Below are 14,236 nucleotides of genomic sequence, written 5' to 3'. Positions count from 1 at the left end.
ATAAAAAACGTGAACTAAAGCTTAAACTTAAACGCTTATACCCTCATGTTTCACAACCTGTTTTGACACCGACTAACTGCATTCGGATCGTATTGCAAAGTGTGTATCTTGCGCTATTCAACACCACCACAACCTCACAACAACAAATAGCCGCGGAGCAGCGTAAAAGCTGGCGTAAAGTAACACGTTCAGCCCGCTTATTAAGACTTGCAGATAGTAAGTTAGTGCGCTCTTTTAAAGGGCTTTGGTTAATTGCAAGAGATCAAACAAATACTAACTCATATAAAACACTAACCCGCTCTTCACTTTGGAAAAACAGCACATTAAAAGTCGCGTTTTTCACTTTCATTGTTTTTGCCGTAGCTATATTTGTGACTGTACCATTTAGTATTGAAGCACAAGCGGTGTTTATTAGTTTAATTTTAATTGTTGCTTACTCACTTAGACGCGTTGAAGGGAAAATAGCCACCATTGTGATGATCACACTTTCTGTGACAACCTCTACGCGTTATTTGTGGTGGCGCTATACAGATACCCTTAACTGGGGAGACCCTTTAGCGCTTGCACTGGGTATTGGTTTACTGCTTGCTGAAAGTTACGCTTGGTTAGTACTAATTTTAGGCTTTTTCCAAACCATCAATCCTTTAAACCGTAGACCAATCGCTTTAGATAAAAACACTGCAAACTGGCCTAGTGTAGATATTTATATTCCTACTTACAACGAGCCGCTTGATGTTGTTAAACCGACTACAATCGCCGCGCAAAGTATTGATTGGCCTGCAGATAAGCTTAATATTTATATTTTAGATGATGGTAAACGCCCTGAGTTTGCCGAATTTGCAGAGCAAATTGGTGTTGGCTATTTAACTCGCCCTGATAACAACCACGCCAAAGCCGGTAACATGAATCATGCGATGAAAGTGACGAATGGCGACTATATTGCTATTTTTGACTGTGACCATATCCCTGCTCGCTCATTTTTACAAATGACTATGGGGCAATTTATTAATGACAGTAAAGTGTGTTTAGTACAAACACCTCACCACTTTTTCTCTGCCGATCCGTTTGAACGCAACCTAAAAAACCATCGTAAAATCCCAAATGAAAATATGCTGTTCTATGGCTTAATCCAAGATGGTAATGATATGTGGGATGCGACCTTCTTTTGTGGTTCTTGTGCTGTTTTAAGACGCAGTGCCCTTGAAGAAATTGGTGGTTTTGCCGTAGAAACCGTCACAGAAGATGCCCACACCGCGCTAAGAATGCAGCGCGCTGGCTACAAAACAACGTATATTAATATTCCGCAAGCTGCCGGCCTTGCCACTGACAGTTTATCTGCCCACGTTGGTCAGCGTATTCGCTGGGCACGCGGCATGGCACAAATATTCCGATTAGATAACCCACTGCTTGGTAAAGGCTTAAATATTGCCCAGCGGTTATGCTACTTAAACGCCATGCTGCACTTTTTATCGGGTATCCCGCGTATTGTGTTCTTAACAGCGCCACTGGCATTAATTTATTTTAATGCGCAAATTATCTATGCACCGTTTGTTGCCATCTTTCTTTATATTGTACCGACCTTATTACAAGTAAAAATAACCAATTCCCGAATTCAAGGTAAGTACCGCTATTCATTTTGGGGCGAAGTTTATGAGTCAGTACTTGCTTGGTATATCTTAAAACCCACCACAGTTGCGCTTATCAACCCGAATAAGGGCAAATTTAACGTGACTGAAAAAGGTGGTTTAAACAAACAAGATCACTACGACTGGACGATTTCAAAGCCCTATATCATCTTGTTACTTGTTAACGTGTTGGGTATGGCCTATGGCGTGTTCAGATTGTTCTTTGGTGACAGCTCACAAATAGGTGTACTGGTCATTAGCATGTTATGGGCAAGCTATAACGTGATAATTCTAGGTGCAGCTGTGGCCGTTGCCGCTGAAGCAAAACAAGTGCGCAGCTCACATCGTATAAAAGCAAACTTCCCTGCAGCCATTCGTCTGGCTAATGGCCGTACTATTAAAGTTAAAATTACTGATTACTCAAACAATGGTGTTGGTCTGGAAACTGAACATACCCATCTTTGCCGTGTAAACGATAAGGTAGAGCTGTTAATGAGTCGTGGCTTAAAGCAGTTTTCATTTCCAACTTATATCTGTAACACCCGCGATAAGCAGTTGGGTCTTACCCTAAGAGATTTAGATTTAGAAAAACAAAAAGCCTTTATTCAATGCACTTTCTCACGTGCCGATGCTTGGCTTGATTGGCAAGAGAACTTTAAACACGATAAGCCTTCATACAGTTTTTCTCACGTTTTTTATACCAGCCTAAAAGGCTTTAAGAACTTGATTTTCCATGCTCCAAATGAATTAAGACCAGTGATTTCCTTTGTATCAAGGGTCTTGTACTTTGTGGCGTCATTATTACCTAAAAAACCAACAAAAGTACTAAAAACATCATGATAAAAACTATTTTGACCTTGTTATTAGCTGTTGTCACACTCAGCACATCTAGCTGGGCGATAAGTGCTGAGCCTCTCCCTAATAAAGCTATTTTTGATGATGGTTACCCTGAACAAGCGCCAATTGAAACCATGACATTAAGCTTTGAAAAGCTTGGTTTAAGCAAGTTTAAACTTGATGGTATTAGCAACAGTACGCGTGTTGATTTTACGAATCGCTTAGATAAGCTAGGTAAAAAGCTAACCCTAGACTTTTCTTACACATCGTCACCATCACTTCTTGCCCGGGTGTCACATTTAAAGATTTTCTTAAATGAAAACTTAGTAACAGTGTTACCTTTTGATAAGAAAGACTCTCCAATTGGCAAAGTGTCTGAGCAGAGTGTTGTACTTAATCCTAAGTTGATTAAAGACTTCAACCAAATACGTTTTGAGCTAGTAGGTTATTACGACATGGTTTGTCAAGATGGCTACAGTGACACAATTTGGGCAGAGCTAAGTAAAAGTAGCCGTATTTCAATTGACCGTCAGTCACTAGCTCTAGAAAGCTTACTTGAGTATTTCCCTGCGCCATTTTTTGATTCACGTGATTACAGCAGACTAACCTTACCATTTGTTTTTGCATCACAACCGGATGAAAATACGCTAGAAGCAGCTGCAGCGCTATCAAGCTTTTTTGGCGCACAAGCAAAATGGCGCAAAGCGCAATTCCCTGTACAAATCAATGCAACACCAACAGAGCATAGTGTCGTCTTTGCAACAAACGACAACAAACCTGATTTTTTATTGAATTACCCAGATGTTGAAAAACCAACTGTAGAAATTATCAGTAGCCCGACTCAGCGCTACGCCAAAATACTTCTGGTTTTAGGTAAAGACACAGCACAATTAAAAGAAGCCGTTGTTGGTTTAGTCTTTGGCTATAAAGTGATGACAGGTCGCAGTGCGACTATTGATGCAATTAGCAACTTACCACTTAGAGAAGCTTATGATGCGCCACTGTGGGTACGTTCTGATCGCGCAGTGAGCTTTGATGAATTTATTGAATACCCAACTCAGCTGCAATCGGAAGGCTATCGCGGTCTGCCAGTTCGTTTAGATTTACGCTTTGCACCAGATTTATTCACTTGGCGTGAAAACGGTATTCCTATTACTTTGAATTACCGCAACACACCAGTTGAGAAAAACATGTTGTCACGTTTAAATATGCTGATAAACGATAAATTTGTGGATGGCTTTATTCTTGATAATGAAGGTGGTAAGACTATTACAACCAATACCTTATTGCCTCTACTTTCAGATTACAACCCAACAAAAACTCGCCAAGATTTTGAATTAACAGGCCTTGATTTAACAACTAAGAATCAACTAACTTATGATTTTAATTTTGCAGTAGTAAAAACAGGTGAGTGTAGTGCCATTCCTGCCGGTGGTGAGTTTGGTGCAATTGATGGCAGCTCAACGATTGATGTAAGTGACTTCCATCACTACATTGCCATGCCAAACTTACGCGCTTTTTCAAATGGTGGTTTTCCATTCACCAAATATGCCGATTTACACCAAAGTACTTTAGTAATGGAAGCTAACAGCTCAGTTAATGCGATTAGCTTATTACTTAACTTCACAGGTCATTTAGGCGCTATTACTGGCTATCCTGCGCACCGTTTAGACATTCAATTTCCAAGCAACCAATTTGCGCTAAAAGATAAAGACATTATTATCATTGGTAAGCCTGATTCTTTCTTAACATCGCTTGCCAAAGACAGCGCGTTAAGTGTGCTGTTCAACAACAACCAACGCATTGTCGATCAAGCTATCTACAATGGTGCATATGACACCAAAGGCGCTGAAAAAATTAAAGTAAACATAAGTAGCATTGGTCGTTTAGCCGTGATGTCAGGATTCCAGTCACCGTTCGATTCAGACCGCTCAGTAGTTTCTTTGATTGCCAGTAATGAAAGTGCTTATGCACTACTAACTGATGCCCTATTAAATGAAGAAAAAACGGTTCAAATTACAGGTAGTTCAGCAATTATTAATAGCCAAGGCATCAAAACGATTAAAACCGATGAGCAGTATTTTGTCGGTCACGTGCCTATTCATACGCTCATTTGGTTTCACTTTTCAGACCGTCCAGTACTGTTAGCGATTTTATCGCTACTAACACTATTACTTATTTCATTTATGTTGTGGCGAGTGCTCGCACTACTAACCAAAAAACGTTTATCTGAAGGAGATAAAGCATAATGAAAACTATCGCTTCTTTATTATTCGTTTTTATTTATTCTACCAATGCATTGGCTCAGTTAAGTTGTAGTACATGGCCGCAGTGGAATAACTTTAAAACTCACTTCATTACACCCGAAGGACGAGTGATTGATTTAGGCAGTGAATACAGCATCACCACTTCAGAGGGGCAATCTTATGCGCTATTCTTTGCTTTACTTGCAAATGATAAAGCCAGCTTTGATAAATTACTTGAATGGACCGAAGTGCACCTTTCTGAAGGTGATTTAAGCACCCGTTTACCAGCATGGCAATGGGGAATAAAGCAAAACCAAGGACAAATCCTTGATTCAAATCCAGCGTCTGATTCAGATTTATGGATTGCTTATAGCCTTTCACAAGCTGCAATATTATGGAATGAAAGACGCTACGCAGTGCTCAGCTCAGTACTTGCTGAGCGCATCATTCGTGAAGAAACAGCGCAGATACCAAACCTCGGTCTGACTCTATTACCTGGGCCAACAGGTTTTGAAAAAGACAATAGCTGGAAATTAAATCCAAGCTATGCACCGCTATTTATATTTGCGCAATTTGCGCACCTATACCCGCACTCGCCTTGGCAAACATTACACGATAACTCGGCGCAGTTATTAATAGATACAGCACCAAAAGGCGTGAGCCCTGATTGGGTTAATTACAGCGTGGAAAAAGGCTTTTATCATGATAAAAGCGCCCCTGCTACAGGTAGTTACAATGCTATCCGCGTCTACCTTTGGGCCAGTATGATGGCAGAAGATGCCCCCTATAAAAATGCCCTTACACAGCAGTTTAAACCTTTTGTTGATAGCATTGTTTCTTCAGGCAAAGTGCCATTAGAAACCAATGCAGTCTCAGGCAAAACGGCAGGCAACGCCCCAAGTGGTTTTGTTGCCGCCTTATTGCCATTGCTTGCTGAAGATAATGCATCACAAACTGTCACTGCGCTACAGCAGCAAATAATGATGGATACCCGCTTTACCACCAGCCGCTACTACGACAGCGTGTTGTATTTGTTTGGTAACAGCGCATTGAACAAACGTTTTAGTATTGATAAAAACGGGGCTTTAACAACTAACTGGAGCAATGAATGCCGATAAAGTGGCTACTTGCTGCAGTTTTAGCAAGCTCCAGTGCATCCGCAGCAAATAACAAGGACCTTAATAGTCAATCAATTGATTGGTTAATTAGCCAAGTACAACTTGGTGAAATTGAGCGTGATAATCAGTTAATGGCCGACAGCTTAGAAAAACTGCAAAGCATTGCACCTAAAAATACTCAAGTGCAATGCGCCGAGGTGCGTGTTTTATATAGCCTCAAAGAAACCGACAAAGCCAATGTGCGCTTAGCAGAGCTTAGTAATCTGTCGCATCCGTGCGTAACAAGCTTAATCATGCTCGCACGCTTAAATAATCAAGACAAAGAAGCGGTTCAACAAGCCAGACTTCGTGCCAGGGCCGGACAATACAGTGACGCGGTAAAAATCTACAGTCGGCTATTTAAATCCGCCTACCCTAATATTGAATATGAGCTGGAGCACATAAACTGGCTTGCTCAAGATCCAAATCAATATCAGCAAGCACTGCGCGGTTATCGTTCTTTACTAAAACGCTACCCAAATAGTGGCCGTTTTGAGCTTGCCTATGCAAGACATCTGTTAAAGCAAAACCCAACAAATAAAGAAGCCATTGAATTACTGAGCCATTATGCTCACAGTAACCAATATGGTGTTGAAGCTGAGTTTGCGTGGCTTGCAGCCCTTGAGGATATGCCGCTTAATAAACAAACTGAGCGTGAATATCAGCGTTACTTTGCTGCTTACCCAAAAAGCAGTAAAGGTCAGTTGCAATTTAGTGACTTTAAAAAAGCACATTTAGCTGAGCAAAAGAAACAAGCCGATCCAGCTTACCAAACATGGCTTAAAGGCAGCACAGAGCTTGAAAAACGCCATTTTAATACAGCTGAAAAACTATTTAAAAAAGCTCTACAAGGCCGACCTCAAGACCCTGAAATATACAATAGTCTTGGGTTATTAAATCTTAGACAAGGTAAAAATGCCAAAGCGTACCAGTACTTTAAAAAAGCCCAACAATATAGTATCGATACAAATCGTATTACTGTATTTATAGGTTTGGCCAATACCGCACGTTTTTGGCAATACATAGATGAAGCTAAATCGGCCATCAATAGCAATGAATTGAAACGTGCAGATCTCAAACTTGATTTAGCTGATACCTTAAATGAAGACCCGAATACCGTGCTGTTTTACCGCGCAGAACTTGCCAAGCAAGCTGGGCAATACCAAAACGCGATGAATTTCTATAAGCAAGTGCTAAAAGACGACCCCTTGCAACAGGCTACCTTGAGCGCCATGCTCGAATTAACTGCCTCAGATGATAATTATGCTCGTAGTCATCGTTTTTATAACAGCTTACATCAACAACAACAGGCATTGATTACTGAAGATTACACGCTATTACAAACACAACAACTGCGAGCCCGCGCTGATGACCTTACTGCCAAAGGTAAGCTAGATGAAGCAGTTGATGTGTTACTTTTGGCAATCAAACAAAGCCCTCGTCAAAGTTGGCTCTATTATGACCTTGCAAATTTATACCAACAACAAGGTTTGGTTGATCATGCCAAAGCTCTTTATAAAAAAACCTTGTGGCAATTTCCGTTAGATGCAGAGCTACGCTATAGCCATGCTTTATTTTTACGTTCGTTGAATGATTTTCAAGGAGCATTGGCAACCTTAGATTACATTCCAAATAACGCGCGTACTGAACAAATCAATGTACTCACAGAGCAATTGAGCATTAATACCAAGCTTGAAAGACTCTCTGCCAATAATACAGCCACTAATAAGGCCACGGTGATTTATAAGCTCACCGAGTTAGAAGCACAACCATTAACGCCTTTAATGCAAGCAGAGCTTGCCAGCCAATGGCAGCAAATTAATGAGCAACAATATGCGATTAGGCAACTGAAAAAAGCCCTAATTCGTGATCCAAGCTTGAGTCCTTATTGGCATATGACCTATGCAGCTTGGCTTATTGAAAGCGACGATAAAAATGCCTCTGATATCTGGTTTGCTAACTATCAACTGCCGAGTAACGCAACCGATGCTGAGCAGTCACAATGGCTAGCACTGCAAATAAACTATATTAATCGCTTTAGCGATAGTAACCAAAGAGTTACCAAGCTGTCTGCCCTTGCATCACAATACCCTGATAACTCTGAACTGTCAGAAGCGTTAATCAATGCTCATATCGAGCAAGGCAATAGTAACGAAGCCATTACTCGCTTTGAGCAGCACATCGCAAAAGATCAAACAGTGTCAACGGATACCGCTTTGGCTATTGCAACACTTTCGCGTCAGCAGCAAAAACATGATTTAGCTGATCGCATCATTGCTGGGCAAATTAATCAAGTTTCGAGCGAGCAAAGCTATCGTCAGCAGCAATTAATGGCTGCACTTGAACCATTTGAAGATACTCAGAGCGCAATAAATCTAGCTGAGCAATTGCTGGCTAAATCCAACAATAACCAAGAGCTCTATTATCAAGCTGCTGCGGTTGCACAAGCTAAGCACCAGAATAAGCTTGCTCAAAGCTGGTACCGTGCGGCAGTTGACCCATACGCTGCTACGAGCAACTTAAGTGATGAGCAGAACTATGAGCTTTATGCCCTTGATGAAAATGAAGCGTGGTATGTCAATAATGCTAAGCGCCAATTGCAAGGCATCGAGCGAGATGAGCAAGCGTATATTACCGCCGCAATCAACTTAAGTAGCCAAACCAGTACGCAAAATGAGTCAACCCTCGGCGCTGGTGCAAGCCCTATTGAAGCAGGTTTCCCTTTGTGGGGTGGCACAGGGATTGTGAAATTAGACCCGATGACAATATCAAGCCAAGAAACCCGCTTTGATGAAACCTTTGCTGGTAGTCGCTATGGTCAAGGGGCCCTCTGTATTTTTGATTGCCCACTTTTAAGTATAAAACCAAAGCAACAAGGTATGGATATTGGCCTTGCTTGGCAAAACGAGCAATGGCGCATTGATGTTGGTACTACTCCACTTGGCTTTCTAGTCGAAGATATCGTGTGGGGCGTTAATTACAAAGGTGATTTAGGCGACTTTGGTTATGGCGTCACGTTTAATAAACGCCCAGTAACTAGCTCTGTATTATCTTACGCCGGACTTGAAGATGTCTTTACCAACCAAGTATGGGGTGGCGTTAGAGCAACGCAATTACAACTTAGCCTATCCCATGACCTAGGCCTAGACTGGGGTTTTTGGGGCAGCACCAACTATCAAATCTTGCAAGGTAAAAATGTAAAAGACAACCAAAGCTACAGCCTAATGGGTGGTAGTTACTATCGCTATATTCGCGAAAGAAACGCCGAATTAAGCCTAGGTCTTAACTTATTACACTGGTCATATAAGTATAATTTAAGTGAAGAAACCTGGGGACATGGTGGCTATTACAGTCCGCAAAACTACTTGGGTGGTTCTTTACCTGTTATTTTTGATAAACGGGTTGGTCATAATTTTATTTATAGGCTTCGTGCTGGGGTATCTTGGTCTACCACTACCACTGACGACATCGCATTTTTCCCGAACGACCCTATTTTGCAAGGCCAAGCAGAAGCTCAAACAGCCGTAACAGGTGTTGTGCCATACTTTGAGGGCGATACCAGCAGCGGCTTATCGTATAACTTAGGGGCAAGTTTTGAGTATCGATTCACTCCTCATTGGTTCTTTGGTGGTTACTTCAACCTAGATAGAGCCGATTTTTACGAACCGAATTACGCTCAGCTGTACTTCCGTTATTACTTTAATCCGGTGTATAGCGAGCTGGCATTCCCTGGGAAACCTGTTGTGCCTTATGCAAGCTACTAACCATCGCATCCCAAGGGGCAAGTGTCGCAAGATCTTCCCCTCACCATAAGGTCTATGTATACTGTAGCGCACTTGTAGCTAGGATAAGGGTGTGTCTCTTACCTTCAAGTATAAAACTTGAACAACAAACCATTATCTTAGCTGCATCAAAAAACATGGCCGCCCGTTCACTAAATAAATACATAGAACGACCAAAGCAAAAACAATAAGGCCTCAAATAAAAACTTAGAGTTAGGAAGTAAATATGAGTTCATTACCAAAAGCAGGTGACTTTTTAGGGCATCCTAAAGGGTTGTTCCTGTTGTTCGGCACAGAAATGTGGGAACGTTTCGGTTATTACGGCATGCGCGCCATCTTAGTTTTATACTTAGTAGCGCTTGTTCAAGAAGGTGGTTTTGGTTGGTCAAATGCAGATGCATTAAGCCTTTATGGTACCTTCACAATGGCTGTATACATTACACCACTGTTTGGTGGTTGGTTAGCCGATAACGTATTGGGGCAACGTAAAGCAATTATCCTTGGTGGTTTATTAATGGCTGCTGGCCACTTCACTATGGGTATTCCGCACAGCTACTTAGCTGGCCAAGAAGAAAACGTATTCTATATTGGTTTAACCCTTCTTTGTATTGGTAACGGTTTATTCAAGCCAAACATCTCAACCATGGTTGGTGATTTATATAAAGAAGGTGACCAACGTCGTGATGGCGCATTCACTATCTTCTACATGGGTATCAACCTAGGTGGTGCATTAGGTCCTCTAGTTGCGGGTTATGCTGCTGCAGCAATGGGCTGGCAATGGGGTTTCATCGTAGCTGGTGTAGGTATGGTTTTATCTGTACTTTTACAGCTTGCATTAAGCAACAAATACTTAGGCAACATCGGTGTTGTACCTTCAGCTAAGCTTTCTCAAGCGCAGTCTGAATCAAATACTAAAGAGCCATTAACTAAAGTTGAAACTGACCGTATTAAAGTTATCTTCACTATGAGTGTATTCAGCATCATCTTCTGGATGGGCTTTGAACAAGCGGGTGGTTTAATGAACCTTTTCGCTAACGATTACACTGACCGTATGTTACTTGGTTTTGAAGTGCCTGCTTCTTGGTTCCAGTCATTAAACTCAATTTTCATCATTGTATTTGCACCTTTAGTTGCCATTATTTGGTTAAAGCTTGATAAACGTGAACCAAATTCACCAGTTAAGTTTGCTATTGCACTTATTTTCTTAGCACTTGGTTTCATTACTATGATCCTGGCGCTTATGACACAAGGTCAAGGTGAGCACCTACAAATCAGCATGATGTGGTTAGTATTATTCTACTTATTCCACACGCTAGGTGAGTTGTGTTTATCTCCAATTGGCTTATCTATGGTGAGTAAACTTGCACCACTACGTTTAGCTTCAATGCTTATGGGTATCTGGTTCCTATGTACAGCCGTTGCAAACAAAATTGCAGGTTTCGTAGGTTCATTCCTAGGTGAAGGTGAAGAAGCGTTAGACAACGCGATGGGTATCTTCATTGGTTTAGGCGCAACTGCGGTTCTTTCTGCTGTTATCATGTACTTACTAAGCGACAAACTTGTAGCTTGGATGCACGGTGCTGAAGGCCAACACGAGCCACAAACTACTGAGCATATCCTAGCTGAAGAGCTAGAAGTGACAGCTGAAAAGCAATAATATTTATTCCCCGTAGCGCCCGCTGCGGGGAATTTCTCTCTCCCCTATTCCCTCTGCGCCCTTAAAACTGATACTATATTCTTATACTAATTTGGTATGGCAAAGGAACTGAGTAAGTGCGCTCTAACACTCAACTACTGGTCATTATTCTGACTAGCTTATTACTGACAGCATGTGGTGGCGATAAAACAACAAAAGAAGTCGCAGCAGCTCCTGATCAGTCTGGTTTAATTATTTCCGTTGAAAATGGTTTATCGGCTGAATTTGCACAGGGCGATGTCATACTTAATGCAATAAGTAACACGGTTACAACAGACACCACATTTACTTACACTGAGACAAGCGCTTCAAGCACGGATATCGAGCAAGGTATTGTCTCGAGCATTCATACCTTTCGCCCCAATAACCTGATATTTGCTGAGCCATTAAGTTTAGCGATTAAGTTACCAAATGAACAAACCAACCTTGCCTTTAGCATAGTGCAGTTAGTCGATGAGCAATGGCTAACTCTCACTACTGAACAAAGCGATGATGGATTTGCAGTCAGTGCTATCACAGAATTTGGTAGCTTTGCTTTAATTTCTCGCACCATTCCTTCGGTTAGTAAAACCATTGGCGAGCAATGTAATGACACAGCCAGTAACCAAACTGTACGCTTTATTCATGTTGCTGATTTACACGCGCGCTTTGGCTTTAAAGAGCAATTATTCAGCCGTATTCGCAGTTACTACGACAATGCAAAACTTGAAAACCCTAACACCTTATTCACCAATGGCGGTGACGATTATGAAAAAGGCACTGTAGCTGAACAAACCTCACAAGGGTTAGCCACAGTCGAAGCAATAAAAGCAATGGCCTTTGACGTACGAGTGATTGGTAACCACGACTATGCGTGGGGAGCTGAGCAACTGCTGGACTTTGCCGATGACGATAATGCCATCGTGCTTTCAAGTAATACCGAATATGATGGTAGCAGCGATACGCCATTTGCCGGTGTCGATTTTTCAGTTGTCCAAGTTGGTTGTCTTCGAATTGGCTTTTTTGGTATGACTTCAGTGCCTTGGAATGAACTTGATGATCCTATCGAAGAGGAACCGATCCCTGATTTTATCGCTGATTTCAAAATGAATTGGCAGTGGCAAGACGTGGCTGAGCAGATTGTAAACCAATACCGTCAAGATGTTGATTATATGGTCATGGTCAGTCACTTAGGTGAAGGCACTGACACCCGCATTGCACAAAATGTTGCAGGGATTGATTTAGTGCTTGGTGGGCATACCCATGGCGGTGAAAGCTATCAAACCTTAGAAAACGGCAGCATTGTTATTCAGCCAAACTTTTTTGCTCAAGGGCTAACTGATCTTACCTTAACCTTTAACCTTGATAACAAAACGCTTGCAGATGTTGATTACAATACCGTAGCAACAACCAGCATTACGACCCGAGATGAAAGCACTAAAGCCGCCATTGATGAAATCATGGGTCGCTATGCCCCAGATGCAAACACCGAAATTGCCGTTTCAGAAAATTACCCCACTGCAGAAGAACTCACGACGATTACTGCCAAAGCTGCCATGCAGCAGTTCCCTGCAATTGATGCGGCCTTGCTTGATGCAAGCCAAGTACAAGATCGCTGGCTACCAGGAACGTTAACCCAAGAAGACTTCCATGCCGCGTTTAAGGTTGAACGCCAACCATCGAATACCCCGGGCTTTAATTCAATTTATCAAGTCGCGGTGACTGGCAGCCAATTAAAAAACATGCTCGAAAGCCGACCTGAATGGGTCTCTTTAGTGCCTGATAACATTAATGATGCAAGTAATTACCACGTAGCTCTATTTAAAGGCCCAGCACTTAATAGCGAATTATTCTTCCCAGCTCTGCCAAACTTAGAAGCGCAATTGGTCGCTGAAAGTTGGTGGCTGCTTGATAATTACGCACGAGCACGCACCAGCCAATGTTTATATCTCGATACCGATAACACGCTTAATGCGTGTAAAACGGATGATGCAGTCACAGTATGGAATTTTAATAATCCTGAGCAAGGGTTTAGCAGTGACTTTGGCCCTGCAACACTCAGCTTTTATGACCCTGAAGACAAAAACTGGGGGCCAGAGAATAGCCAATTTGCGACCACCACTGAACTTGAAATTACTGATTTACCAAGTGGAGCCTCTGGCGTGTTGTCCTTTGCTCGTCATAGCCCAACACAAGGCTTAGCCTTAACGGCTAATAGTGCTGCTAATGGTGATTATCAAACAGAAGGCCTTATCGCTGATTACACCTTAGTGATGGATATTATGTGGCCAGAACAAAGCACCAATGAGTGGCGCTCATTACTACAAACCGATATCACTAATAGTGATGACGCAGACCTTTACGTCAGCCGAGATAACGCCATCGGTATTGCCACCAGTGATAGCGGTTACTTTGGCGAGCTTACAGCAAACAGCTGGCACCGTATTGCTTTTGTGTTTTATGCTGCTCCAAACAATGGTGCACTAAAAATTTATCTTGATGGCGAGCTAATTGGTATTAAAGATGAAGGTGAAATCAATGAGCGCTGGGCAATAAACAATGCGGCCTTACTTTTAACCGATAATGACTACGAAACTAAGCCGGGTTACTTAAACGCCTTGTTATTTGCAGGTCGTGCGATGACTGATGCCGAGATTGCCAATATGGGTGCTGCCCAGCAACAACTTAATTTTACGCAATCAACCCGTACCTTAAACCAAGTAGTTGAGCGTCATTATCAAGCTGCACCACAAATTATGAATAACCCTTGGTTACAACAACGCAGCAAGTTTTTTAACAAAGCGCGCCAAACCGTAAACTAAACTATACAATCGCCTTAATAAAAAAGGCCGTTTCAGGCCTTTTTTATTGCCTGAAAAACGCTGAAATTTACTATTAAATACATATAGATAAC

General features: G+C 41.9%; 6 protein-coding genes. All 6 read left to right on the top strand.

Annotated features, from left to right (window positions below):
* On the top strand, positions 1 to 2,465 hold a 2,465-nt coding region (gene bcsA, locus L1D46_RS16870), incomplete at its 5' end, for a UDP-forming cellulose synthase catalytic subunit (RefSeq protein ID WP_239977918.1).
* The gene (gene bcsB / locus L1D46_RS16865; protein ID WP_239977917.1) at positions 2,462 to 4,711 is read left to right on the top strand and encodes a cellulose biosynthesis cyclic di-GMP-binding regulatory protein BcsB; all 2,250 of its coding nucleotides are present in this window, start codon (positions 2,462 to 2,464) and stop codon (positions 4,709 to 4,711) included. The genes bcsA and bcsB, both read left to right, overlap by 4 nt.
* Complete coding sequence (gene bcsZ / locus L1D46_RS16860; protein WP_239977916.1) at positions 4,711 to 5,826, top strand: cellulose synthase complex periplasmic endoglucanase BcsZ; 1,116 nt, start codon at positions 4,711 to 4,713, stop codon at positions 5,824 to 5,826. Before bcsB ends, bcsZ begins: the two co-directional genes overlap by 1 nt.
* The gene (locus L1D46_RS16855; RefSeq protein ID WP_239977915.1) at positions 5,817 to 9,629 is read left to right on the top strand and encodes a cellulose synthase subunit BcsC-related outer membrane protein; all 3,813 of its coding nucleotides are present in this window, start codon (positions 5,817 to 5,819) and stop codon (positions 9,627 to 9,629) included. Before bcsZ ends, L1D46_RS16855 begins: the two co-directional genes overlap by 10 nt.
* 244 nt (positions 9,630 to 9,873) lie before the next feature.
* The gene (locus L1D46_RS16850) at positions 9,874 to 11,304 is read left to right on the top strand and encodes a peptide MFS transporter (RefSeq protein WP_130051948.1); all 1,431 of its coding nucleotides are present in this window, start codon (positions 9,874 to 9,876) and stop codon (positions 11,302 to 11,304) included.
* A 116-nt stretch (positions 11,305 to 11,420) separates the two neighbouring features.
* Entirely contained in the window at positions 11,421 to 14,144 is a 2,724-nt protein-coding gene (locus L1D46_RS16845; RefSeq protein WP_239977914.1) for a metallophosphoesterase, read from the top strand.
* Positions 14,145 to 14,236 lie beyond the last annotated feature (92 nt).

Origin of the sequence: Pseudoalteromonas sp. Isolate3 (genome assembly GCF_022398505.1) — a bacterium.
GTDB lineage: Bacteria > Pseudomonadota > Gammaproteobacteria > Enterobacterales > Alteromonadaceae > Pseudoalteromonas > Pseudoalteromonas apostichopi.
This window is presented reverse-complemented; position numbering and strand designations above follow the sequence as displayed.

What these genes read in the sequence shown, in the direction of transcription:
- L1D46_RS16850 (WP_130051948.1), top strand. Translation starts at nt 9,874, where the DNA reads ATGAGTTCATTACCAAAAGCAGGTGACTTTTTAGGGCATCCTAAAGGG.
- L1D46_RS16855 (WP_239977915.1), top strand. Translation starts at nt 5,817, where the DNA reads ATGCCGATAAAGTGGCTACTTGCTGCAGTTTTAGCAAGCTCCAGTGCA.
- bcsZ (WP_239977916.1), top strand. Translation starts at nt 4,711, where the DNA reads ATGAAAACTATCGCTTCTTTATTATTCGTTTTTATTTATTCTACCAAT.
- bcsB (WP_239977917.1), top strand. Translation starts at nt 2,462, where the DNA reads ATGATAAAAACTATTTTGACCTTGTTATTAGCTGTTGTCACACTCAGC.